Raw genomic sequence first — 26,499 nt, forward strand, 5'->3', positions numbered from 1 at the left:
TTAAAGCAAAAATTAACATTTATTCTTCATTTTTAATTTAAAATTATTAATTGTATTTAGAAATGAATGGGTATATTATTATATTAAGCTTTATATTACGGATTGATAGGGGGAAACATGATGAATTACGAAGAGGTTATGAATTATGTAAATAATACAGCAAAACTTGGTAGTAATTTGGGGTTGGAAAGAACAGAAAAACTTTTGGAACTTTTGGGGAATCCACATAAAAAGTTAAAATGTATACATATAGCAGGTACGAACGGTAAAGGTTCTACTACATCTATGATTTCTCAAATTATGAGACAAGCTGGATATAAGGTAGGAATGTATACATCTCCGTATATTGAAGAGTTTGAGGAAAGAATACAAATAAATGGGGAAAATATATCTAAAAATGATTTAGTATGTGTAATAAACAAAGTAGCTGAAAATGTGGAAAAAGTAGTGCAATTAGGATATGAACATCCTACTCAATTTGAAATAATTACCTGTGCTATGTTTTTATATTTTTACAAACAAAAAGTAGATTATGCAGTGATAGAAGTTGGACTTGGAGGAAGATTAGATTCTACTAATGTAATAAATCCTATTTTGACAATTATAGCATCTATAAGTTTTGATCACATGCATATACTTGGAGATACTATAGATAAAATTGCTTATGAGAAAGCAGGTATAATAAAAGCTGGTGTGCCAGTGGTATTATATCCTCAAAGTAAAGAGGCAGAAAGTGTAATAGAAAAAATATGTAATGATAAAAATAGTAAATTAATAAAAGTAGACAGAAATTCTGTGAAATATTTAGAAAAAGAAAATATATATGATGAAACAAATGATATAAAAAAAGTTATACAAAGATTAAATGTTTGTACAGTAAAAAATACATATGATATTAAATTATCTTTACTAGGTAAACATCAAATGTTGAATTGTGCAGTAGCTATAAAGGCGGTAGAACAGTTAATAGATATGGGAATAAAAATCTCAAAAGGAAATATTATAAAAGCATTAAAAAGTGTTAAATGGCCAGCAAGGTTAGAAATTATAAAAAATAATCCTTTAGTAGTTATAGATGGGGCTCATAATATAGATGGAATAACAAAATTAACAGAAAGTATTAATAGTTATTTTAATTATAAGAAGTTAATCTTAATAATTGGTATACTTGCAGATAAACAAGTTGATAACATGGTAAAAACTATAGTACCTATGGCAAGTAAAGTTATAACAGTGACTCCAAATAGTGATAGAGCAGAAATTGGTGATGACCTTAAAAACGTAGTTATAAAGTATAATTCAGATTGTGAATCAGTACAAAATTATAAAGAAGCTTATGAAAAAGCATTAGATTATTGTGATAAAGATGATTTATTATTAATTTGTGGTTCTCTTTATATGGTAGGAGATATGAGAAGAATAATTAGAAATAAATAATGTATTTTTGCAGCTTGCAAATCGAAACTGTTATATATGGCTACATAATCGTTGAATATATAAAGATGAAGTAGATAGAATAAAGTTAAAAGTATAAAGTTAAAAGTATAAATAAGGATGTTTTTCTTATAGAAAAACTTTAATTAATAGATTTTCAAAAGTTTGTTTTTGAAAATTTTCCTCATTTGTTCTTTCTTCTTTATACTTTTTACTTTCTTTTTATACTTTATTTTACAATATTTCTTTAAGAGCTTTAGCAAGTTGATCGGGACATGAAGTTGATTTTGAGCCGCATTTAATCCCTTCTAATTTTTTTATAACATCATTTACTTCTAATCCATCTATTAAACTACATATTCCTTTTAGATTTCCATCACATCCACCTATAAAAGAAACATTTTTAAGTTTACCATCTACTATATCGAAGTTAATTTGTCTAGAACAAACACCATTTGTCTTATAAGTATACATTAAACATCCATCCTTTCAAAAATCATGTCTCTTGCATAAATTATATTCAATTATAAAAAGAATGTCCATAGTTGTAGGGCTTTTTACTTTAGGTTAAGTTCAGATATATTATCTAAAGTTGCTATAAATGAGAATAAAAAAATAAAATAACTTAAAGTATTTATTATCCAAAAAGCTGTTTTTGCCATAGTATATCATATAAGGGGGTGAATTTATGTGAGATATTTGTATGTATGTAATACTTCTTCAGATTCAGTTTCAAAAATAAATATAGAACATTTAGATGAACAAAATAAAATAGTATTAGGTGATAATAGATTAACTAGAGTAGGTCCCCATGGTATATGTATTTACAAAAATAATATATTAACAGCAAATAATTATAGTAATGATATATCTGTTATTGATATTAAACATCAAAAAAAGGTACAAGATTATTTTATAGGTATGCACTGTAATGATGTAAGAGTACAAGAAGATACAGCATATGTAATTTGTGGAGATTCAAATAATGTAATCACATTTAATTTAAAAAAAGAAAAAATTATGCAAGAAATTCCTTGTGGAAATTTACCTCATAGTATAGATATAGATAAAAGAAAGAAAATTGCTATAATCTCTAATATGGAAGATGATAGTATTACTTTAATGGATTGTAGTAATAATAGCATAATGAGAAAAATAAAAGTAGGAGCATATCCTACAAAAGCATTGTTTTCCTTGAATGGAGATTATATATTTGTGTGTGAAAGTAATATAGGATTAGATTGTAAAGGAAGTTTAGCAATAATATCACTAAAAAATTTTGAAATATTAACTAGAGTAAGATTAGGTAATAGCCCGGTGGATATGTATTGTGATGAAAGATTTTGCTATGTATCTAATTTTGGAGAAGGTACTATAAGTATAATAGATATAAATAATTTTAAAGAAGTGAAAGCAATACGAATAGGAGGGATGCCAAGGGGGATAATAAGAGTTGGAAGAATGTTGTATGTAGGAGATAACTATAATAATTTACTTTTTAGAATTGATATTAAAAATCGTAATAAAAAAGCCATTTCCATAGGTGGTGAACCTACAGGAATGACTTTAAACTAATTATTATCGTCTATTAAGATATTCATGATATTGTTATACAATTGGGAAGAATTATTTTTCCATTTAGCACATAATTCTCTAGCTTGTTTATTAGAAGGAACGCCAATTTTAATATTTATAAGTGTATAATCGCCTTCAGATGCTTTTAGATTTACAACAAAATTGTCAAAGTTTTCAATAGTATAATCAGCAGTTATAGTTATTTCTTTTTTTATATTTTCTATATGATTTTGTAAATATGTATCTATTATTTCAAGTTTATCACTGGATATTCTAGTTTTAAACAGTGATAGCACTTTTAACCCTTTGTCTGTTACTATGAGCCTGTGTTTACCATTCTTTTCATAAGACTTTAAAAAATTTGAAGCAATTAATTCAGAAAGGTATTGTTGAAGGCTAAAGTAATTCATAAAATTATTTTCTAGAACAATGTCGGTTAACTGCATATTTGATATAGGTAGATTAATATTCTTAATTATATATAATAAAAAAAGTTTATTTTCTGCTAATTCTAATGTATCATCAAACATGTCTTAGCCTCCTCATTAAAAGTAACTATATTCATTATAACATAAAAAGCACCGAAATAAATCGGTGCTAAAATTTTTTATTATGCTTTTTTACCATTTACAAGTTCTTGCTCAGCTAATTTAACTAATTTCTTTGTCATAGTTCCCCCAACTCTACCACAGTTTTTCGAGGAAACTTCACCCCAATAGTCTTCAGAACCTTGATGTACTCCTAGATTAAGATCTTCGGCTATTTCATATTTCATATTATCAAGAATTTTATGAACTTCAGGTACAACTTGAGTTGCACCAGTGCCAGATTGACCAAGAGCCATTTTAATAGCCTCCTTTCTATGTATTTGTATTAATAGTGTTTACTGGCAGAATAATTGTTATACTATTATTTTATATACAATTTAGGTGAGTGCACCCATGAATATTAAATAAAGGCAATCATATAATATAAAATTTATGAATATAAATTATAAGAACAAATGTATTATGGAGGTAGAAATGAAAAAAATACAAAAAAGAACAACTGTAATAAGTATAATTGCTGCAGTTATTTTGATTTTGGTATTTTGTTATACCACTAAAGATAGAGCTGTATTTTTTATGCAAAAAAGAAAATTGCCCATATATTGTGTAAATACTAATGACAAAAAAATAGCAATTTCTTTTGATGCAAGTTGGGGTGCAGACAAAACAGATAAAATTTTAGAGGTTTTAGATAAGTATGATATTAAGGCTACTTTTTTCTTAGTAGGAGGTTGGGTAGATGAACACCCAGATAAAGTAAAAGAAATGCATAAAAGAGGTCATGAAATTGGTAATCATTCTAATAGACATCCTAATATGACTAAAATTTCAAGAGAGAAGATAATTAAAGAGATTGAAATTACGGATTCTAAAATTATGAAATTGACGGATGAAATGCCAAAACTTTTTAGATGTCCAGAAGGTGCATATAATGATTTAGTAATTAAAACAGTAGAGGATACTAATCATTATTGTATTCAGTGGGATGTTGATAGTATAGATTGGAAAGGTCAAGGGGCAGATTTGGAATATAATAGAGTAATAAAAAAAACTAAGCCCGGTTCAATAATATTATTTCATAATGATGCAAAGTATACTCCTGAAAATTTACCGAGAGTTATTGAAAATTTGAAAAGTAAAGGTTATGAGTTTGTTAAAATATCTGAACTTATATATAAAGATAATTATCGAATAGATAATGCTGGTAAGCAAATTTTAAATTAACATAAGTGTTGAAAAATATATATGAGTTGTATTATAATGGAAATATAAGGCATATAAATAATATTTTATAAAATAATAATAAATTTTCTAAAATATATGAAAATAGTAATATTTTAAAACTAAAGTGAATATTCTAGAACATGTAAAAAAATAAATAACTAAGGGGAAAGAGGGATAGTGATGGACAATTTAATGATGAATAACAAAATATATTTAGAAGGGAAAATGAGTACAAAATTAGAATTTAGCCATGAAATGTTTGGCGAGGGATTTTATACATTTACACTTGATGTTTCTAGATTAAGTGATGCCAGGGATACATTAAATATAACTGTTTCAGAAAGACTTATAACAGGAATGAATTTAGAAGTTGGTGCAGATCTATGTGTAGAAGGTCAATTAAGGTCTTATAATAAATTTGTAGACGGTGCCAATAGACTTATTTTAACAGTATTCGCAAGGGATGTAAGATACTGTCTTGAAAAGAGTAAGAATCCAAATCAAATATTCTTAAATGGGTATATATGTAAGCAACCTATCTATAGAGTAACACCATTTGGAAGAGAAATCTCAGATATGTTATTAGCAGTAAATAGACCATATAATAAGTCTGATTATATACCAACAATAGCGTGGGGAAGAAATTCTAGATTTTGCAAAACTTTAGAAGTAGGAGATAATATAAAGATTTGGGGTAGATTGCAAAGTAGAGAATATCAAAAGAAAGTATCTGAAGATCAATCTGTAACAAAAGTAGCATATGAAGTTTCAATATCAAAGATGGAAAGAGCAAATAAAGATGGAGAAATTTCAGAAAGTGAAGAGATTGAAGAGGATACTAATGTAGGTTAAAGGTAATAAAAATTGTTTTTGAAGTGCAGTACTTCAAAAACAATTTTTTATTTTATTATTTTCTTAAATCATCTAATATTTCAGTTTTGCTTTTAGTACTCTCATCAACACTCTTAACTATTTTTGCAGGAGAGCCAGCTACAACAACATTTTCTGGTACATCTTTAACTACAATAGAGCCAGCAGCAATTACAGCTCCATTACCAACTTTTACTCCTTCAAGAATAACAGAATTAGCACCTATCAAAACATTATCACCAATTTCACAAGGGGATTTACTAGGTGGTTCTAGAACACCAGCTACCACAGCTCCGGCCCCTATGTGTGAGTTACGTCCAACTTTAGCTCTAGCACCTAGTACAGCATTCATGTCTACCATTGTGCCTTCACCAACTTCTACACCAATATTTATTACTGCCCCCATCATTATTACTGCATTATCTTTGATTACAGCCTTATCTCTTATAAGAGCACCTGGTTCTATCCTAGCATTTACATTTCGTAAGTCTAAAAGTGGTATTGCAGAATTTCTTCTGTCTTGTTCAATTTTTACTCTTTCAATTTTATGCTTATGTTTTTCAAGAAAATCAGCTATATTTTCACTTTCACCAAAAAGAATATGTAAATCTCCACTAGAGAAATTTTCAATATTTTCAAAGGTACAACCATTTAAATTCCCACTTATGTAAGCTTTAATAGGAGTAGATTTTTTAGCCTCTTTTATATATCTTGCTAATTCATATGGATCTGTTAGATTATAAGACATGCCTTTACCTCCTTTATTTGTTTAAATAATTTATCCATATAATTAATTATGGATAAATTATTTAAAATATTCTATCTTACTATTATAATAAATAATATCTACAAATTAAAGAGAAAATATTACAAAATCAATTTTAAATATATATTGACACATATATAATTGAATATTATATTTAGAAAAAAGGAGTGAGTTTATGAGCACTAAAATTTCTAATAATGTTGAAAATGTTGAACTATCAGGAATAAGAAAATTTTATAATAAAGTGTTAAAAGTTGATAATGCAGTTTCACTAACATTAGGTCAGCCAGATTTTCAAGTACCTTTAAAGGCAAAAGAAGCTATGATTCAAGCTATAATGGACGGTAAAACTACATATACATCTAATGCAGGTATTATGGAGTTGAGAGAAGAAATATCTAAGTACTTAAATGAGTTTAACATAAACTTCAATGCAGATGAGATTTGTATAACGGTAGGTGGAAGTGAAGGCCTTTTTGCTACTTTTACAGCGCTTATTAATACTGGAGATAAAGTATTAATACCTACACCAGCTTATCCTGCATATGAAAGTTGTGTAAAAATTTTAGGAGGACAAGTAATTGATTTTCAACTAAATGATCAATTTAATATAGATTTTGATAAATTAAAAGAAATTATTTGTAGGGAAAAGCCTAAAATTATGGTTTTATCTTATCCATGCAATCCTACAGGGGCTGTACTAACAGAGAAAGATAGAAATGAATTATACGAAATAATAAAGAAGGAAGATATAATTGTAGTAAGTGATGAAATGTATAGTTCAATTTATTTTGGAGATAAATACTATTCCATAGCTCAATACAATGATATTAAAGATAAAGTGATTCTAGTAAGTGGATTTTCAAAAATGTTTTCAATGACAGGGCTGAGAATAGGATATGTATGTGCACGTAAAGAATATATTGATAGTATAGTAAAAGTTCATCAATATAATGTTTCTTGTGCACCATCTATAGCACAATATGCTGCTTGTGAAGGATTAAAAAATTGTTTGCAAGATGTAGAATATATGAAAAATGAATTTAAGAAGAGAAGAGATTATGTTTATAATAGGCTAGTAGATATGGGCTTAGATGTAAATATGCCTAAGGGAGCATTTTATATTTTCCCATCCATAAAAAAGTTTAAGATTAGAAGTGAGGAGTTTTGTGAAAAATTATTAAATGAAGCAAAAGTAGCTATAGTACCAGGTTCTGCTTTTGGAAATGGTGGAGAAGGATATATAAGAATGTCTTATTGTTATAGTATGAATGAACTTGAAGAAGCACTTAATAGATTAGAAAAATTTATAAGTCAATTTTTGTAGATGAAAAATAGCTGCTACAAGAAATGATATTTTGCTCTGAAATATTTCACTTCACAAAGTAATTCTTTGCCATAAGTATATGCCGCCAGCAAATAAAAATCGGTATAAGAACAGGAATCATTCACTTCCATAACGTACTCTAAATCTTATACGATTTTTATTTGCTGGCAAAATACATATTTTATGGAATAAATAAAACTCAAATTTTCTATATTGAAACAATAGTTTTTTTAATGTAATATATCATTTACCTTAGCTAAGCAGTATTTTTTTATTACGAAAGTTGAGTTTATAAAAAAGAGTATAAAGATTAAAGAATAAAGAAGGTAAAATAAATTTTATCTTTTTATAACGTCGTCCATAGAGTACATGCCTGTTTTTTTGCCATTCATAAACTGACAAGCTTTAAGTGCACCAACTGCAAAAACTTCTCTTGAAAGTGCAGTATGATTAAGTTGAATTATTTCATCTTTTCCTGCAAAAATTACATCATGTTCTCCAACAATTGTGCCGCCTCGTATAGCGTGAATTCCTATTTCATCTTTAGTCCTTTTACAAGTACCTTCTCTACCAAATGTAAATTTAGTTTCAGAAGGTAATGAAGATTTAATAGTATTTCCAAGAAGAAGAGCAGTACCACTTGGAGCATCTACTTTTTGATTATGGTGTTTTTCTATTATTTCTATATCGAAATCTTCATAAAGAAAAGCACTAATCTGTTTTAATACATTATTTAAAATATTAATTCCGATAGACATATTTGCTGAACGGAAAAGAGGAATTTCAGCACTAGCTTTTTCGATTTTATTTAACTGCTCATCAGTATAACCTGTGGTACATAATATTAAAGGTAGATTATTTTTTTTAGCATATTCTAAAAGTGAATCTAAAGAGTCAGGTCTAGAAAAATCTAATATTACGTCACAGTTAATATTGCAGTCACAAATTTTTTCGAATACAGGATAGTCAAAGTTTTTATTTGCATTTTTATCTATTCCAGCTGCAATTTTTAAATCAGAAAAATTTTCTGCAGTATTTGATATCATTTTTCCCATTTTTCCATTACAACCGTGTAATAAAACATTTATCATTATATTAGTCCTCCTTTAAAGTAAGTCCATATGAAGTCATTGCTGTTTTCAATCTATTTAAGTTACATTCTTCCATATCGCAAAGAGGAAGTCTTAAGTTACCGGCTTTTACACCTAAAAGATTCAAAGCAGTTTTTATTGGTATTGGATTTGTTTCACAGAATAAAGAATTAGTTAATTCTAAAGAATCTAATTGTAAATTAGCAGCTTCTTTTACATTACCATTTAAATAAAAATCACACATGTTGTGAACGTCTTTTGGAACTATATTTGCAAGTACAGAAATTACTCCAATACCACCTAGAGATAATATAGGAACTATTTGATCATCATTTCCAGAGTAAATGTCTAAATTTTCTCTGCATAAAGCTTTAATTTTAGCTATTTGACCTATATCACCACTTGCTTCTTTTACAGCCACAATATTTTTATGTGTACATAATTCTTTTAAAGTTTTTGGTAAAATATTTACTCCTGTTCTTCCAGGAACATTATATACTATAATTGGAGTGTTAACACTATTTGCTACAGCTTCAAAATGTTTAATAAGACCTTTTTGAGTAGTTTTATTATAATATGGAGTTATAACAAGAAGACCATCAACTCCGATACTTTCGGCCCATTTACTCATCTCAATAGCAGCAGCAGTATTGTTGCTTCCTGTACCAGCTATAACAGGAATTCTTTTATTAATCTTATCAACTACAAATTTTATTGTTTCTTTTTTTTCAGTCATAGTCATTGTACTAGCTTCACCAGTAGTTCCACATACAATTATTGCGTTTGTTTTATTTTGAACATGCCATTCTAGTAATTGTCCTAAAGTGTCAAAATCTACACCATTTTCATTAAAAGGTGTTATAATTGCAACACCAGAACCTTTAAAAATACTCATATTATTACCCCCTTATGAAATTTTACATATTATTTATTATATATTCTGCAATTTGAATTGCATTTAAAGCAGCGCCTTTTCTAATATTATCAGCTACTACCCAAAGATTTAATCCATTATCTAAACTAAAATCACGGCGTATTCTGCCAACATATACTTCATCATGTCCAGCACATTCAACTGGCATTGGATATACTAAATTTTCAGGATCATCTCTTAATATAATTCCTTCTGAATTTGAATAAAGTTCAAATATATTTTTTATATCAAAAGATTTTTCTAATTCAACATTTATGCTTTCACTGTGACTATAGTATACAGGAACTCTTACAGTAGTTGCAGTAATCTTTAAGTTGTCATCATGTAATATTTTTTTTGTTTCATCTATCATCTTCATTTCTTCTTTGGTATAACCATTTGACATAAATACGTCTATATGTGGTAACACATTACCAGCTATTGGATAAGGGAATTTTCTTGGTGGTTGACCTTTATAACCTTCAAGAAGGTCGTTAAATCCTCCCATTCCTGCTCCTGAAACAGCTTGATATGTGGAGTAAACAATTCTCTTTATTCCATAGTTGGCATATAGAGGCTTTAATGCAACTACAGCTTGAATTGTAGAACAATTAGGATTTGCTATTATGCCTTTGTGAAGTTTTATATCTTCAGGGTTTACTTCTGGAACAACTAAAGGTACATTTGGATCCATTCTCCAAGCACTGCTGTTATCTATAACAATTACATTGTGCTTTGCAAAGATTGGAGCAAACTCTAAACTTACAGAACCACCTGCAGAAAATAATGCAAAGTGGATGTTTTTATTCACTATATTTTCTTCTTTTAATTCTTCCACAATTATTTTCTTACCTTTAAATTCTATTTCCTGTCCTGCAGATTTTTTAGATGCGTAAAAATAAATGTTTTGAATTGGGAAATCTCTTTGTGTTAATATTTCTATGAACTTTCTTCCAACCATTCCTGTGGCTCCTACAACGGCTACATTGTATTTCATTTATATCCCTCCTAAAGAAATCTTTATTATATTATATAACTGAAATATAGATAATTATATACTTTTTTATATTTCAAATATATTAATATTTTCTATAAATTATAATTTATATAGTTAAGTTATACAATTTATGATAGTTTATTATTTTGCAAAAGTAAATTCATAATTATAGAATTTTGCTAAAAATTAGATTTGTATAGTATTATTTTAATTAATATCATTATATTCGCATTTTTTACTATGTATATTGCTAAAACTGTTTGAAATATTGTAAAACCTGCTATAATATTTTAGTTTCATTTGCCAAATGTAAGTTTAGGTATAGTGTATTCTTAATTTAAAATTTTGAGCATGTTTACATGGAATTTTCATAAAAAAATATGTAGTTTGCAGGGTGGGGTAACAAAATTTAATTTTATGTAATATATGGAATAATATAAGAATAAGATATACCATATATTCTTATTGTATATGTAATTCGTTAAGAAGTGTGTTTTTTAATAAGACACCTATGGTATGTAAAAATTTGACAAATGGTAAAAAATGTATTAGAATTATTTTAAATAAAACTATAAGGGGGCATTTATAGTGAAAAGTAAAAAATTATTAGCATTAGTACTTGGGGCAGCACTAATTGCTTCGACTGCTTTTGTTGGCTGTGGAGAGAAGAAACCTACAGATGACAAAAGTGGGGATAAGAAAGATAATAAAAAAGTAGAAGCTAAAATTGATAAAGATCAATACCTAAGTATGGTTATGACAGAACCAAAATCACTTGACCCATCAAGAAGTACAGATTTATATTCCTCATATGTATTTACTGAAATACTTGAAGGACTCACAAGGGTTGAAGTTGATAAAGACGGAAAAGAAGAAATAAAACCAGCTGGGGCAGAAAAATGGGAGCATAATGATGATTCTACAGTATGGACATTCCATTTAAGAGATTATAAGTGGCAGGATGGAAAACCAGTAACAGCTCAACAATTTGAATATGGAATAAAGAGAACATTGAATCCAAAAACAGGCTCAATTTATGCATTTTTATTAGCACCAATAAAAAATGCTACTGCTGCTAGCGAGGGTAAAGCAAATCTTGATACAGTAGGAGCAAAAGCATTAGATGATAAAACGCTTGAAATTACTCTTGAAGGACCATGTCCATATTTTCTTCAATTAACATACTTTAAGGTAATGCAGCCTCAAAGAAAAGATATGGTAGAAAAATATGGTGACAAATATGGAGCAGATGCAGAGCATCTTATAGCATGTGGACCATTTAAAATAACTCAATGGACACATAACAATAAAATTGTATTGGAAAAAAATGATACTTATTGGGATAAAGATTCAGTAAAATTAGAAAAACTTAATATGAAAGTTATAAAAGATGAAAGTGCTAAATATAATTCATTATATAAAGGTGACTTAGATTTTATGGGAGTTTCTAAAAAAGAGTGGATAGAAAAATATAACCAAACAGGAAAATTTGATGTTATGAAAGGATATGAGCCATCTACAAGTTATTTGTTCTTTAATGAAAAGAATAAAATGTTTAGTAATGCAAATGTAAGAAAGGCATTTTCAATTGCAGTAACAAGAGAGGATTATGCAAATGTAATAACGCATGGAAGACATGCGCCAGCATATGCATGGTGTCCACCAACAATACAAATAGGAGATAAAGATTTTAGAGAGACAGTTAATCAAGATCCAGTAAAGAAAATTGCAGAAGAAAATCCTGATCCAAAGGAATTGTTCAAGAAAGGATTAAAAGAATTAGGAATGGATCCAGATCCAAGTAAAGTAACAATTACATTATTAGAATCAGGCACAGATCAATATCATAGAACTAGAGCAGAATATTATCAACAAATGTTCCAAAAACAATTAGGAATAAAAATGAAAGCTGAGTATGTTGAATGGCCAGTATTCCAAAAGAGAACAGATGAAATGAATTATGAAATAGCTGGTGTAACATGGACAGGTGATTATAATGATCCTAATACATTCTTCGATATGTTTATGACAGGATCAGGTATGGTTCCAACAGGATGGTCAAATAAAAAGTATGATGAATTAATTAAGAAAGCAATGAAATCAATGGATGAAGAAGAAAGAACTAAGTTATATAAAGAAGCAGAAAATATACTATTATATGAAGAGTCTGTCATAGCTCCATTGGTATATGCTAAAAAGAATACGTATAAATATAAATATGTTAAAAATTTAATGCTTCCATTGTTCGGAAGTGGCGTAGAATTTAAGTATGCTTATACTGAAGGCAGAGAAAAATAAAAGTTAAAATTTCAACTTTCGCAGATGAAAAATAGCCGCTACGGGAAATGATATTTTGCTTAGAAACCTTTCACTTCAGTAACAACTTCTAAGCTTTACTCATATTGAAAAAAAGATTTTTTAATTAATATTCCGTAGAAATCAGTAATTAAAAAATGACTTTTTTCAAATTCGTAAAGCTAAGAATTTGTAACTTTGTTCAAATGTTTCTTACGCAAAATATCATTTTCCTCCGCTAGACAGTATTTTTGCTGGGAAAGTTGATAAAATATATTGTATGGCAAGAAAAAAAGAATTAAGAATAAAATAAATATTTAATTAAGAGGCAAGGGTGAAAATATCATCTTTGCCTCTTAATATTTATATATTGAACTTTCCCAGATGAAAAATAGCCGCTACGGGAAATGATATTTTGCTTAGAAACCTTTCACTTTAAAAATAATTAATAGTTAATAATGAATAATTAATAACTCAACTTTCGCAGGTGAAAAACAACCGCTGCGGTAAATGATATCTTGCTCAGAAACCTTTCACTTCAGTAACAAGTTCTAAGCTTTACTCATATTGAAAAAAGATTTTTTAATTAATATTCCATAGGAATCAGTAATTAAAAAATGACTTTTTTCAAATTCGTAAAACTAAGAACTTGTAAACTTTGTTCAAATGTTTCTTACGCAATATATCATTTACCTTCGCTAGGTAGTATTTTTGTCCTGCGAAAGTTGAGTTAATAATTAATAATTAAGGAAATTTTGCCTTAGGGCAAAATAACTAATATATAATTTAAAATTTTTGCTAAAGCAAAAATCAACTTTCATTATTAATTTTTCATTATTAATTCTTAATTGATATTAAATGTTTCTTACGCAAAATATCATTTCCCTTCGCTAAGCAGTATTTTTTACTGCGAAAGTTGAGTTATATAAATAAGTATATCTAGAACAAATACATAAAAAGTAAAATAATGAATAAGTTTGACAAATGGAAAATAATGTGTTAACATTAATTGAAAATGAAGCAAGAATATGTCATGATTTCAAAATTGTGATTATTCTGTGATTTTGTAATTCAATTTTATGAATTCGTTGGGGCAGTTTATTGGGGTGTTTATAATTAATTCAACTTTGACAGGCAAAAAATAGTCACTGCATGAAATGGTATCTTGATGTGAAACTATTTGTTTTAAAGATAATTAATAGTTAATAATGAATAATTAATAATTAAGGAAATTTTGCCTTAGGGCAAAATAAATAATAAATTAAAGATTTTTGCTTTAGCAAAAATCAACCTTCACTATTAATTTTTAATTATTAATTTTTAATTATTATTAAATGTTTCTTATGCAATATATCATGGTACTTTGCTAAGTAGCAGTTTTTGCTGTGAAAGTTGAAAATTAAAAATATAAATAAAGAGTAAGAGGGGGCATTTAAATTGAGAAGTAAAAAATTATTAGCGTTAGTACTTGGGGCAGCACTAATTGCTTCAACTGCTTTTGTTGGCTGTGGAGAGAAAAAAAACACAGATAGCAAAAGTGGGGATGACAAAAAAGCAGAAGCTAAAATGGATAAAGAGCAATATTTAAATTTGGTTATTACTGAGCCTAAATCACTAGACCCATCAAGATCTAATGATAAATATTCTTCATTAGTTCTTGCAGATGTTATGGAAGGATTAACAAGAATAGAACAAGATAAAGATGGTAAAGATGTTATAAAACCTGGTGGAGCAGAAAAGTGGGAACATAATGAAGACTCAACAGTATGGACATTTCATTTAAGAGATTATAAGTGGAGTGATGGTAAACCTGTTACAGCTCAACAATTTGAATATGGAATAAAGAGAACTTTGGATCCAAAAACTGGTTCAACTTATGCGTTTTTACTATCACCAATAAAAAATGCAGATGAATACAATAAGGGAAAAGCGTCTGGAGATTCTATAGGAGTAAAGGCATTAGATGATAAAACATTACAAATAACACTCAAACAACCATGCACATATTTTTTAGATTTGACATATTTTAAAGTAATGCAGCCACAAAGGAAAGACATAATAGAAAAAAGTGGAGATAAATATGGATCAGAAGCAAATACTATGGTTTTCTGTGGACCATTTAAAATATCTAGTTGGACACATAATAGTGAAATTGTACTTGAAAAAAATGATACCTATTGGGAAAAAGATGTAGTTAAATTACAAAAAGTTAATTTGAAAATAATAGGTGATAAAAGTGCACAATATAACTCATTAGCTAATGGTTCTATAGATTCAGTTGCTGTTTCTAAACCAGAATGGATTAAAAAATTCGATGCTACAGGCAAATTTAATGTTTTAAAAGGATATGATCCATCAACAAACTATACATTTGTTAATACAAAAGATAAATTATTTAGTAATGTAAATGTAAGAAAAGCATTTTCATTGGCAATAACAAGAGAAGATTTAGCAAATGTTATATTCCATGGAACTATGGAACCAGCTTATGGATGGGCACCACCATCATTACAATTAAATGGAAAAGACTTTAGAGAATTAGCAGGTGAGGAACCTCTTAAAAAATTGAAAGAGGAAAATCCAGATCCAAAAGAAGTATTGAAAAAAGGATTAAAGGAATTAGGAATGGATCCAGATCCAAGCAAAGTTACAGTTAATTATCTTTGTTCAGGTACAGAACAATGGGATAGAACATATGCGGAATATCTTCAACAAATGTTTAAGAAATCTTTAGGTATTAAAATAAAAGCTGAATATGTTAAGTGGCCAGTATTCCAAAAGAGAACAGATGAAATGAAGTATCAAGTAGCTGGAATGGCTTGGGCTGGAGACTATAATGATCCTAATACATTTTTTGATATGTGGATGACTGGGGCAAATGCAGTTCCAATAGGATGGTCCAATAAAAAATATGATGATGTTGTTAAGAAAGCTATGAGTACTGTAGATCCAGAAAAAAGATTAGATTTATATAAAGAAGCTGAAAAAATATTACTATATGATGATTGTGCTATAATGCCAACAGTATACAGAAAAAGAAGCACATATAGATATAAATATGTTAAAAATTTAATGAGCCCTTTATTTGGTAATATGGAATTTAAGTATGCTTATACTGAAGGTAGAGGAAAATAAATTAAATAGTTTTTTAGAGCAAGGATTATGATTTTTTATCCTTGCTCTTTATTTTTGATTTTTAGATAAGGTTAATTTTGTGCTAAAAATATTGAGTAAAGTATAAATAATGATAGAATTATCAAAAAAATACAGCAGTACATTTCATATATGAGAATAATTTGAATAAAAAAATATTCAAAATTTTATAGTAATGTTTAAGTTAAATGATTTTAAAATAATGATTTTAAGAATGATTAAAGTTGAAATTATATAGAAGTTTCTTGGTAGCTCCAAGATATAAGGTGTATGAATTTTTTGCTTTAAAAATTAAAGGAACAATTGTAGGTAAATGTAAAAAAATAATGAAAAATGTTTGACTTTTAAAAAATAGTGTGATATATTTATAAAAAATGAATTTGCGTACATATAAATTTTCAATAGAACGAAAATTCTGTAAATAGTTGGGGCATTTATAGAAGAAAACGTGAATATTTAATTGAAAAATAAACAAACTATAGTTAAAGAATTAATAAACTAAGGTTAAATAAGAAGGGGGAACCAAAATGAAAAGTAAAAAATTATTAGCATTAGTGCTTGGTACGACACTATTAGCATCAAGTGCTATAGCAGGATGTGCAAAAAAAGATGATAAGGCTGCAGATGACAAAGGAAAAGAAACTGCAAAAATCGATAAAGATCAATATTTAAATTTAGTTATGACTGAACCAAAGTCACTAGATGCATCTAAATCTACAGATATGTATTCTTCTATGGTTCTTTCAGAAGTTATGGAAGGCTTAACAAGAATAGAACAAGATAAGGATGGAAAAGATGTTATAAAAGCTGCGGGTGCAGAAAAATGGGAATCTAATAAAGAAGGCACAGTATGGACGTTTAAATTAAGAGATTATAACTGGAGCGATGGAAAACCTGTTACAGCAAAAGATTTTGAATACGGAATAAAGAGAACGCTAGATCCAAAGGTAGCATCACAATATGCATTTTTATTATCACCAATAAAGAATGCAGATGAATATAATGCTGGAAAAGCTTCTAGAGATTCTGTAGGAGTAAAGGCAGTAGATGATAAAACATTACAAATAACACTTAAACAACCATGTTCATATTTCTTAGATTTAACATATTTTAAAGTAATGCAGCCACAAAGACAAGACATAGTAGAAAAATATGGTGACAAATATGGAACAGAAGCTGAGAATATGATATTCTGTGGACCATTTAAAGTAGCTAAGTGGTCACATAATAGTGAAATTGTACTTGAAAAAAATGATAAGTACTGGGATAAAGATTCAGTTAAATTACAAAAAGTTAATCTTAAAATAATAAAAGATGAAAATGCAAGATACAATTCATTATATAGTGGTCAATTAGATTCAGCAGCTGTTACAAAACCAGAATGGATTAAAAAGTTTGATTCTACAGGTAAATTTAATAACATAAAAGGATATGATCCATCCACAAATTATACATTCTTCAATACAAAAGATAAATTGTTTGGTAATGTGAATGTAAGAAAAGCATTCTCATTAGCAATAACAAGAGAAGATATGGCAAATGTTATATTCAATGGAATTTATGATCCAGCTTATGGATGGGCTCCACCATCACTACAATTAGGTGGAAAAGATTATAGAGAACTAGTAGGAGAAGAACCACTTAAAAAATTAAAAGAAGAAAATCCAGATCCAAAAGAATTATTAAAAAAAGGATTAAAGGAATTAGGAATGGACACAGATCCAAGCAAACTTAATATTACTTATCTTTTTGCTGGAACTTCTCAATGGCACAGAACATATGCAGAATATACTCAACAAATGTATAAGAAAACTTTAGGTGTTAATATGAAGGCTGAATATGTTGAATGGCCAGTATTCCAAAAGAGAACAGATGAAATGAAGTATCAATTAGCTGGAATGGCTTGGGCTGGAGACTACAATGATCCTAATACATTCTTTGATATGTGGATAACTGGAGCTGGTATAGTTCCAACTGGTTGGTCAAATAAAAAATATGATGAGCTCCTTAAAAATGCTATGAGTTCTTTAGATGAAAAAGAAAGATTAAAGGACTATAAAGAAGCTGAGAAAATTTTATTATATGATGATGCTATTATAGCTCCAACAGTATATAGAAAGAGAAACACATATAGATATAAATATGTTAAAAATCTAATGAGTCCATTATTTGGTACGGTGGAATTTAAGTATGCATATACTGAGGGTAGAGGAAAATAAATTTAATTAAAAAAATGAAGTGTAGTAGAATTTAATGAAAATTTAAATTTTACTACACTTTTTTATTGAATTTGAAATTTAATTTGAAGAAGCTTGTAATTTTAAAAATATAAATGTAATTATAACTACACAATGTTGAAATGACTGCAATAAAAATTGCATTTTACATAATATTTTCAATATAAATATGTACAAATTGAAGCTACACAACTCTAAATGGCAGTATGCTAATTTGACAATGAAAAAAAACTATGATAATATATTAAAAATGAAATATAAATACCATGAACATTCAAATTTCTAAATAGTTTTTTAAATTTAAAAAGTGTATAATTACAATTTAGTTTTATCTAAGTTTCATATACAATATAAAAATAGATATTTATACAATATACTACAGTGCGTAATATAAATTAACTAAAAATTGTGACTTTTTTAAAAAATTATGAAAATTTAGAAGGAAATAGGGAAAAAAAGTTGAATAGTATATAGTAAGATTATATAGTGATGGTATTAGCCCCATCATCACATAGAATATAAATATTTTAACGTTAGAAAAATTAAATGATCAACAAATAAGAGATATTATAAAATATCAAAAATAAAGATAAAGATAAAAGAAATTAAAGGGGGAAGTTAAAAGTGAAAAGTAAAAAAATGTTAGCACTATTACTAACTATTGGTGTAATTAGTTCATCTGCACTAGTAGGTTGTGGTAAGTCTGAAGATGCTAAGTCAAGTTCAGCAAATGGACAAGCACAGGAAGACAAAGAACAATATCTAAATATGGTTTTGGTTGAGCCAAAAACATTAGATGCATCAAAGTCATCTGATAGGTATTCTTCAGAAGTACTTAATGAAATGATGGAAGGATTAACAAGAATAGAACAAGATAAAGATGGAAAAGATGTAATAAAACCTGCAGGTGCAGAAAAGTGGGAACATAATGAAAATGCTACAGTATGGACATTCCATTTAAGAGATTATAATTGGAGCGATGGAAAAACAGTTACAGCAAAAGATTTTGAATATGGAATAAAGAGAACTTTAGATCAAAAAACAGGTTCACCTTATGCATTCTTGTTAACACCAATAAAAAATGCAGAAGAATATAATTCAGGAAAAGTTTCAGGCGATGCATTAGGAGTAAAAGCTTTAGATGATAAAACATTACAAGTAACTCTTAAACAACCATGCCCATATTTCTTGGATTTAACATATTTTAAAGTAATGCATCCTCAAAGAAAAGATATAGTTGAAAAATCAGGAGATAGATATGGTACAGAAGCTAATACAATGGTATCTTGTGGACCATTTAAGTTAACTGGATGGGCACATAATAGTGAAATTACACTTGAGAAAAATGATAAGTATTGGGATAAAGATAAAGTTAAGTTACAAAAGGTAAGTTATAAAATAATAAGTGATCCAAGTGCTAAATATAATTCATTATCAAATGGACAATTGGATATGGCTGCAGTTTCTAAGCCAGAATGGATTCAAAGATTTGACAAAACAGGTAAATTTGATATTGTAAAAGGTTATGAGCCATCAACAAACTATACATTTTTTAATACAAAAGATAAATTATTTAGTAATGCAAATATAAGAAAAGCATTTTCATTGGCAATAACAAGAGAAGACATGGCCGATACAATATTCCACGGAATTTTTGAAGCTGGTTATGGTTGGTGTCCACCATCATTACAATTAAATGGAAAAGAATACAGAAAATTAGTTAATGAAGAACCACTTAAAAAGTTAAAAGAAGAAAATCCAGATCCAAAAGAATTATTGAAAAAAGGATTAAAAGAGGTTGGAATGGATCCGGATCCAAGTAAAGTTACAATTACTTATCTTTGCTCAGGAACAGATCAATGGTTCAGAACATATGCAGAATATACACAACAAATGTATAAGAAAACTTTAGGAGTTAATATAAAAGCTGAATATGTTAAATGGCCAGTGTTCCAAAAAAGAGAAAAAGAATTGGATTATCAAATAGCTGGTGCAGCATGGACTGGAGACTATAATGATCCTAATACATTCTTTGATATGTGGATGACTGGTGCTAATGTAGTTACAACAGGTTGGTCAAATAAGAAGTATGATGAATTGGTTAAAAAAGCTCAAAATACTTTAGATGAAAAAGAAAGATTGAAATATTATAAGGAAGCAGAAAAAATTCTAATATATGATGAGGCAGCTATTGCACCAACAGAATATAGAAAGAAAAATACATACAGATATAAATATGTTAAAGATGTAATGACTCCTTTATTTGGTACAATGGAACTTAAATATGCATACACTGCAGGAAGAAATCAATAAAGTTTATTAATTGCAGCGGAGCTTTATGCTCTGCTGTAGTATAGTTATTTTATAATAAGTGGAGGGGGATGAAGAATGTTTAAGTATATTTTAAAAAGAATAGGCTATATGTTAGTAACACTCTGGATAGTCACAACAATAACTTTTATGCTTGTTCATGTAATTCCAGGGGATCCGCTAGCATCAATGGCAAGGAATTTACCAGAACAAATAAAAGCAAACTATTATGCTAAATATGGTTTGGATCAACCGGTCATAGTACAATATGGTCATTTTATGAAAAACTTAGTATTACATGGAGATTTTGGAGAATCATTAGCATACCCAGGTAGGGGTGTTACTGATACTATCAAGAAATTTTCACCAGTTTCAGGTAGATTAGGGATACAAGCTATTGCTATGGGATTTTGTATAGGTGTTTTTTTAGGAATTATAGCTGCATTTAATAGAAATAGATGGCCAGATTTTATTGTTATGTTTATTGCAATAGTAGGTATATCAGTACCAAGCTTTGTGCTTGCTTCTGTATTTCAATATTTCTTTACTGTAAAACATCAATGGTTTCCAACTACTGGTTGGGGAACATTTAAACACACTGTATTACCATCAATCGCGTTGAGCTTTGGTTCTATTGCAACTTATGCAAGGTATATGAGAGCCAGTGTATTAGACGTTTTAGGACAAGATTATATTTTAACAGCGAAAGCTAAAGGTGTTAATAAAATATCATTAGTATGGAAACATGTTATTAGAAATGCGATACTTCCTGCAATAACAATTTTAGGACCTCAAATAGCTGGTATTTTTGTTGGTTCATTTGTTATTGAAAATATTTTTGCTATTCCAGGACTAGGATTTAATTTAGTAAGTTCAATTAATGATAGAGATTATACTATGGTAATGGGACAAACTATATTTATTGCAGCATTATTCATATTTGCATTATTAATTGTTGATATATTATATAGCTTAGTTGATCCTAGAATTAGAATTTCTGGAGAAAGTAAATAGGAGGGGAAGATATGGCTGATTTATCTAAGGAAAAATTTCAGATTATTGGATGTTAAAATGCTGATGCCGAAGAGATACTAAGACCCAATATGACATATTGGCAAGATGCATGGAGAAGACTTAAACAAAATAAAGTTGCTATTGTATCTTTGATATTATTGATTGTCATAGGAGTTATGACAGTTATTGGACCATATTTGACAAAATATAGTTTCGAAGCTACTAATTCTTCAATAATAAATCAAACACCAACTGCACAACATTGGTTTGGTACAGATGAATTAGGCAGAGACGTATTCGCCAGAGTCTGGAAGGGCGGAAGAGTGTCGATGATTATTGGAATTTTGGCTACACTTATTGAAGTTGTTGTTGGATGTATTTATGGAGGAGTAGCTGGATATTTCGGAGGCATTGTTGATGATATAATGATGAGAATAATAGAAGTATTGGTAAGTATTCCTTATTTAATAGTTGTTATTTTGATTTCTTTAATAGTTGGAAAAGGTATGGGATCTATAATTATAGCAATGGCAATAACAGGCTGGTGCTATATGGCTAGACTTGTAAGAGGACAACTTTTACAGATAAAAGAACAAGAATATGTATTAGCAGCTCAAACTCTTGGCGGTAGTCCATCAAGAATAATTGCTAAACACTTAATTCCAAATACTTTAGGTATAATAATAGTAGAAGTAACATTTGCTGTTCCTGGATATATATTTGCAGAAGCATTTTTAAGTTACTTAGGACTAGGAGTTCAATCACCAGATACAAGCTGGGGTGCTTTGGCATCAGCAGCTCAACAGAACTTAATGTTCTATCCTCATGAGTTGTTCTTCCCATCTTTAATGATAAGTTTAACTATGCTGTCATTTAACTTATTAGGTGATGGTCTCAGAGATGCACTAGATCCAAAATTACGTCAGTAAGGGAGGAATAATTATGGAAAAGATACTAGATATAAAAGATTTAAGAGTTTCATTTCACACTTATGCAGGGGAAGTACAAGCAGTAAGAGGAGTTAGTTTTCATTTAAATAAAGCAGAAACATTAGCAGTGGTTGGAGAATCTGGTTGTGGAAAAACAGTAACTTCAAAATCTATTATGAAATTATTACCAGAACCACCAGCAGAAATAAAAGAAGGTTCAGTTATAAATTTTAATGGAAAAGATGTAACGAAAATGTCTGAAAGGGAACTTAGAGATTTAAGAGGATCAGACATAAGTATGATTTTCCAAGATCCTATGACATCTCTTAATCCAACTATGACAGTAGGAAGACAAATTTCTGAAAGCTTACAGATACACAGAGGAATGGGTAAACAAGAAGCATTTAAAGAAGCAGTTAAAATGCTTGACTTAGTTAATATACCAAATGCTGAGAAAAGAGCTGGAGAATATCCTCATGAATTTTCAGGTGGTATGAGACAAAGAGCTATGATAGCTATAGCTTTAGCATGTAATCCTAAAATTCTTATAGCAGATGAACCGACAACAGCACTTGATGTTACAATTCAAGCACAAATTATGGACCTTATTAAAGATTTACAAGAAAAATTAGGTACTGGAGTTATATTAGTTACACATGATTTAGGAGTTGTTGCAGACGTTGCTCATAGAATTCAAGTTATGTATGCTGGTCAAATTATAGAAAGAGGTACAAAGGATGAAATATTCTATGAAGGAAAACATCCATATACTTGGGCTCTTTTGAAATCAGTACCAAGATTGCATACAGGTAATAAAGCTGAACTTTATTCTTTAAGAGGAACTCCACCAGATCTTTTAAAACCTCCTGTTGGATGTCCTTTTGCAGCAAGATGTGAGTGCTGTATGCAAATATGTAAAGAACAAATGCCTCCAATTACAAAATTAAGTGATACTCATGAAGTATCATGTTGGCTTCAACATCCACTTGCACCAAAGGTTGAAGGCCCTATAAAAGCAGGAGGTGTTGAATAATGAAGAAGGATGCAAAAGTTTTAATAGAAGTAAAGAACTTAAAGAAGTATTTTAAAGTAGGTCCTAATGCTACATTAAAAGCGGTAGATGATGTAAGCTTCTTTATAAGAAAAGGTGAAACTTTAGGATTAGTTGGAGAATCAGGCTGTGGTAAAACAACTTGTGGTAGAACAGTTATGGGAATGTATAAAGCTACAGGTGGAGAAGTAATGTTTGATGGTATAGATATCCATAAATTAAATAAAAGTGAAAAGAAAAAATTTACTAGAAGAGCTCAAATGATATTCCAAGATCCATATGCATCACTAAATCCAAGAATGACAGTTGGAGATATAGTAGGAGAAGGAATAGATATCCATGGATTATATTCAGGACAAGAAAGAACGGATAGAATATATAATTTATTGGAAATTGTAGGATTGAATAAAGAGCATGCATCAAGATTTGCACATGAGTTTTCAGGTGGACAAAGGCAAAGAATAGGAATAGCTAGAGCACTTGCTATAGAACCAGAATTTATAGTTTGTGATGAACCTATTTCTGCACTTGATGTATCTATTCAAGCTCAGGTAGTTAATTTGCTTATAAAGTTACAACAAGAGTTGGGTCTAACATACTTATTTATTGCTCATGACCTTTCAATGGTTAAGCATATTTCAGATAGAGTTGGTGTTATGTATTTAGGATCAATGGTTGAACTTGCAAGTAGTCATGTTTTATATGATAAACCACTGCATCCATATACTCAAGCTTTACTTTCAGCAATCCCAGTTCCAGATCCTGAAATTGAAAGGACTAAAAAGAGAATTAAACTTGAAGGTGAAGTCCCAAGTCCAATTAATCCAAAACCAGGATGTAAATTTGCAGCTAGATGTAGATATGCTAAACCTATATGCAAAGAGAAAACTCCTGAATTTAAAGAAATTGAAAAAGACCACTTTGTTGCGTGTCATTTAGTATAAAAACAAAGGGATATTCTTAAATGAATGTCCCTTTGCTTTTTTTATAATTCAACTTTCGCAGGTGAAAAATAGCCGCTACGGGAAATGATATCTTGCTTAGAAACCTTTCACTTCAGTAACAAGTTCTAAGCTTTACTCATATTGAAAAAAAGATTTTTAAATTAATATTCCGTAGGAATCAGTAATTAAAAAATAACTTTTTTCAAATTCGTAAAGCTAAGAACTTGTAAACTTTGTTCAAATGTTTCTTACGCAATATATCATTTTCCTTCGCTAGACAGTATTTTTACTGTGAAAGTGAGTTGATTTAGTACCGATTTATTTTGCTATACAAAGGCAAAATATTTAGTTAAAGAAGATTTATAAGGTGATACTCCATAAAAATTATATGTAAATAAGTGAAATTAATTTATGTTTATATAATGAATATAATAAGGGGATTGGGTTAAAAATAGTATATATAAACTAGAAAAAAGTAAAAAGTATAAAGTGCAAAGTAGAAATAATGAAAGTTTTTCTGAAAGAAAAACATCCACATTTATACTTTATACTCTAAACTCTATACTTTTTATTATTAGGAGGGTCATTTATGGGGAAGACACCACTTAAAAAAGTTATAAAATCTAAAATAAAATCTAAAAGAGAACTTACAGAACTTGAAAAATTAAGAGAAAAAATTAAATATGAAATTGCTGAAGAATTAGGTCTTAAAGATAAGGTGGATAAATGTGGTTGGGGTGCATTAAGTGCTGAAGAAACTGGACGAATAGGAGGTATAATGACTAAAAGAAAGAAGATATTAAATATACCTAAAAATGAAGAAATATTAAGACAACAAGAAGATAATAAGTAGATTTTTCTATTGACTTGTTACGTTATAATATATATCATTTTTATATGTAAAGTTTTAGAATAATTTTAAAAGGGGACGGCTTTTATGGAATGCTATAAAGATTTTGCACATATTTATGATAGTTTGATAAATGAAGATGTTGATTACAGAAGATGGGCTAAAATTATATTGAATATCTGTGATGAAATGAATATAGAAAGGCAAGAATACTTAGATTTGGCCTGTGGTACTGGCAATATAACAAAAGAGATAGGTAGGTATTTCAAGCATATATGGGGTGTAGATTTATCAAGTGATATGTTAATGGAAGCACAAGATAAGCTTAGAAAAGATGGCATAAAAGCAAAATTTGTATGTCAAGATTTAAGTGAATTAGATTTAAACAGAAAATTTGATTTGATAACATGTTGCTTGGATTCTACAAATTATTTAGTTGAAAAAAAGAAATTAGAAAATTATTTTTATAAAGTATATAATACATTAAAGGATAATGGTCTGTTTGTGTTTGATATTAATTCATATTATAAATTGACACAAGTTTTAGGAAATAATATATTTACATACGATAGTGATGATGTTTTTTATTCATGGGAAAATGTTTTGGAGGATGATATTGTAAATATGTACCTTACTTTCTTTATTAAAAATGGACAAGTATACGAAAGATTTGATGAATATCACAGAGAAAGAGCATATAAGCAGGAATATATAGAAAAACTATTGAAAAAAATAGGTTTTGATATTGTGTGTAAATTAAATAATTATGAAACAAAACATATTAGTGAAAACACGGAGAGAATTGTGTACATAATTAAAAAGTAATTCAAATTTCGTAGGTGAAGAATGCCGTTATGGAAAGTAATATCTTGATTATAAACTTTTTACTTTAAAGATAATTAATAGTTAATAATGAATAATTAGTAATAAAGGAAATTTTGCCTTAGGGCAAAATAACTAATATAATTAAA

22 protein-coding genes are annotated in these 26,499 nt (G+C 28.7%); 15 read left to right on the top strand and 7 right to left on the bottom strand.

Translation table 11 applies throughout. The features are described from left to right. Positions 1–120: 120 nt before the first annotated feature. Positions 121–1,437 (top strand): bifunctional folylpolyglutamate synthase/dihydrofolate synthase, encoded by a 1,317-nt coding sequence (locus ACFIJ5_RS04410; RefSeq protein ID WP_379804266.1) that lies wholly within the window; start codon positions 121–123, stop codon positions 1,435–1,437. Between the two features lie 231 nt (positions 1,438–1,668). Here the strand turns inward: ACFIJ5_RS04410 and ACFIJ5_RS04415 are convergent, their stop codons facing one another. Beyond that, positions 1,669–1,908 (bottom strand): TIGR03905 family TSCPD domain-containing protein, encoded by a 240-nt coding sequence (locus ACFIJ5_RS04415; protein WP_379804268.1) that lies wholly within the window; start codon positions 1,906–1,908, stop codon positions 1,669–1,671. 216 nt (positions 1,909–2,124) lie between these two features. On the opposite strand from ACFIJ5_RS04415, the gene ACFIJ5_RS04420 reads away from it, so the two are divergent. Then, entirely contained in the window at positions 2,125–3,009 is an 885-nt protein-coding gene (locus ACFIJ5_RS04420; RefSeq protein WP_379804270.1) for a YncE family protein, read from the top strand. Here ACFIJ5_RS04420 and ACFIJ5_RS04425 read toward each other — a convergent pair. Both ACFIJ5_RS04425 and ACFIJ5_RS04430 read right to left on the bottom strand, forming a co-directional pair. Then, positions 3,006–3,539 carry a DUF4364 family protein gene (locus ACFIJ5_RS04425; protein WP_379804272.1) on the bottom strand — a complete coding sequence of 178 codons (534 nt, stop codon included), beginning with the start codon at positions 3,537–3,539 and terminating at the stop codon, positions 3,006–3,008. The two genes, ACFIJ5_RS04420 and ACFIJ5_RS04425, sit on opposite strands and share 4 nt — an antisense overlap. A gap of 80 nt (positions 3,540–3,619) precedes the next feature. Continuing rightward, positions 3,620–3,853 carry a small, acid-soluble spore protein, alpha/beta type gene (locus ACFIJ5_RS04430; RefSeq protein WP_379804275.1) on the bottom strand — a complete coding sequence of 78 codons (234 nt, stop codon included), beginning with the start codon at positions 3,851–3,853 and terminating at the stop codon, positions 3,620–3,622. Positions 3,854–4,031: 178 nt separating this feature from the next. Here ACFIJ5_RS04430 and pdaB point away from each other — a divergent pair, with 178 nt between their 5' ends. Next, the gene (gene pdaB / locus ACFIJ5_RS04435; RefSeq protein WP_379804278.1) at positions 4,032–4,781 is read left to right on the top strand and encodes a polysaccharide deacetylase family sporulation protein PdaB; all 750 of its coding nucleotides are present in this window, start codon (positions 4,032–4,034) and stop codon (positions 4,779–4,781) included. Between the two features lie 180 nt (positions 4,782–4,961). Beyond that, complete coding sequence (locus tag ACFIJ5_RS04440; RefSeq protein ID WP_379804281.1) at positions 4,962–5,633, top strand: single-stranded DNA-binding protein; 672 nt, start codon at positions 4,962–4,964, stop codon at positions 5,631–5,633. A 55-nt stretch (positions 5,634–5,688) separates the two neighbouring features. Here ACFIJ5_RS04440 and dapD read toward each other — a convergent pair whose 3' ends face one another. Then, complete coding sequence (gene dapD, locus ACFIJ5_RS04445; RefSeq protein ID WP_379804283.1) at positions 5,689–6,399, bottom strand: 2,3,4,5-tetrahydropyridine-2,6-dicarboxylate N-acetyltransferase; 711 nt, start codon at positions 6,397–6,399, stop codon at positions 5,689–5,691. Positions 6,400–6,592: 193 nt separating this feature from the next. On the opposite strand from dapD, the gene ACFIJ5_RS04450 reads away from it, so the two are divergent. Then, positions 6,593–7,744 carry a pyridoxal phosphate-dependent aminotransferase gene (locus ACFIJ5_RS04450; protein WP_379804286.1) on the top strand — a complete coding sequence of 384 codons (1,152 nt, stop codon included), beginning with the start codon at positions 6,593–6,595 and terminating at the stop codon, positions 7,742–7,744. A gap of 338 nt (positions 7,745–8,082) precedes the next feature. Here the strand turns inward: ACFIJ5_RS04450 and dapB are convergent, their stop codons facing one another. From dapB to ACFIJ5_RS04465, 3 genes are read right to left on the bottom strand one after another with little or no spacing between them, the layout of a single operon-like run. Continuing rightward, entirely contained in the window at positions 8,083–8,835 is a 753-nt protein-coding gene (dapB, locus tag ACFIJ5_RS04455; protein ID WP_379804288.1) for a 4-hydroxy-tetrahydrodipicolinate reductase, read from the bottom strand. A 4-nt stretch (positions 8,836–8,839) separates the two neighbouring features. Further along, positions 8,840–9,730 (bottom strand): 4-hydroxy-tetrahydrodipicolinate synthase, encoded by an 891-nt coding sequence (gene dapA, locus ACFIJ5_RS04460; protein WP_379804291.1) that lies wholly within the window; start codon positions 9,728–9,730, stop codon positions 8,840–8,842. 22 nt (positions 9,731–9,752) lie between these two features. Then, on the bottom strand, positions 9,753–10,745 hold the full coding sequence (locus ACFIJ5_RS04465; RefSeq protein ID WP_379804293.1) for an aspartate-semialdehyde dehydrogenase: 993 nt from the start codon (positions 10,743–10,745) through the stop codon (positions 9,753–9,755). Positions 10,746–11,333: 588 nt separating this feature from the next. Here ACFIJ5_RS04465 and ACFIJ5_RS04470 point away from each other — a divergent pair. The 10 genes from ACFIJ5_RS04470 to ACFIJ5_RS04515 all read left to right on the top strand — a co-directional run bounded on the left by ACFIJ5_RS04470 (position 11,334) and on the right by ACFIJ5_RS04515 (position 26,353). Next, positions 11,334–13,043 (top strand): peptide ABC transporter substrate-binding protein, encoded by a 1,710-nt coding sequence (locus ACFIJ5_RS04470; protein ID WP_379804295.1) that lies wholly within the window; start codon positions 11,334–11,336, stop codon positions 13,041–13,043. A 1,434-nt stretch (positions 13,044–14,477) separates the two neighbouring features. After that, complete coding sequence (locus ACFIJ5_RS04475) at positions 14,478–16,175, top strand: peptide ABC transporter substrate-binding protein (protein WP_379804298.1); 1,698 nt, start codon at positions 14,478–14,480, stop codon at positions 16,173–16,175. A gap of 545 nt (positions 16,176–16,720) precedes the next feature. Then, positions 16,721–18,412 carry a peptide ABC transporter substrate-binding protein gene (locus ACFIJ5_RS04480; RefSeq protein ID WP_379804302.1) on the top strand — a complete coding sequence of 564 codons (1,692 nt, stop codon included), beginning with the start codon at positions 16,721–16,723 and terminating at the stop codon, positions 18,410–18,412. A 642-nt stretch (positions 18,413–19,054) separates the two neighbouring features. Continuing rightward, positions 19,055–20,743, top strand: coding sequence for a peptide ABC transporter substrate-binding protein (locus ACFIJ5_RS04485; RefSeq protein ID WP_379804304.1), 1,689 nt, complete (start codon positions 19,055–19,057; stop codon positions 20,741–20,743). A gap of 75 nt (positions 20,744–20,818) precedes the next feature. Continuing rightward, positions 20,819–21,754 carry an ABC transporter permease gene (locus tag ACFIJ5_RS04490; RefSeq protein WP_379804306.1) on the top strand — a complete coding sequence of 312 codons (936 nt, stop codon included), beginning with the start codon at positions 20,819–20,821 and terminating at the stop codon, positions 21,752–21,754. 74 nt (positions 21,755–21,828) lie between these two features. Beyond that, entirely contained in the window at positions 21,829–22,683 is an 855-nt protein-coding gene (locus ACFIJ5_RS04495) for an ABC transporter permease (protein ID WP_379809532.1), read from the top strand. Between the two features lie 13 nt (positions 22,684–22,696). Then, positions 22,697–23,716 (top strand): ABC transporter ATP-binding protein, encoded by a 1,020-nt coding sequence (locus tag ACFIJ5_RS04500; protein ID WP_379804309.1) that lies wholly within the window; start codon positions 22,697–22,699, stop codon positions 23,714–23,716. After that, a complete protein-coding gene (locus tag ACFIJ5_RS04505) occupies positions 23,716–24,678 on the top strand; it encodes an ABC transporter ATP-binding protein (protein ID WP_379804312.1) in 963 nt (320 codons plus the stop codon). Before ACFIJ5_RS04500 ends, ACFIJ5_RS04505 begins: the two co-directional genes overlap by 1 nt. Positions 24,679–25,267: 589 nt before the next feature. Beyond that, on the top strand, positions 25,268–25,531 hold the full coding sequence (locus tag ACFIJ5_RS04510) for a small, acid-soluble spore protein, alpha/beta type (protein ID WP_379804314.1): 264 nt from the start codon (positions 25,268–25,270) through the stop codon (positions 25,529–25,531). An 84-nt stretch (positions 25,532–25,615) separates the two neighbouring features. Next, entirely contained in the window at positions 25,616–26,353 is a 738-nt protein-coding gene (locus tag ACFIJ5_RS04515; protein WP_379804317.1) for a class I SAM-dependent DNA methyltransferase, read from the top strand. Positions 26,354–26,499 lie beyond the last annotated feature (146 nt).

Origin of the sequence: Haloimpatiens myeolchijeotgali, assembly GCF_042688525.2 — a bacterium.
In the GTDB taxonomy this organism is placed as follows: Bacteria; Bacillota; Clostridia; order Clostridiales; family Clostridiaceae; genus Haloimpatiens.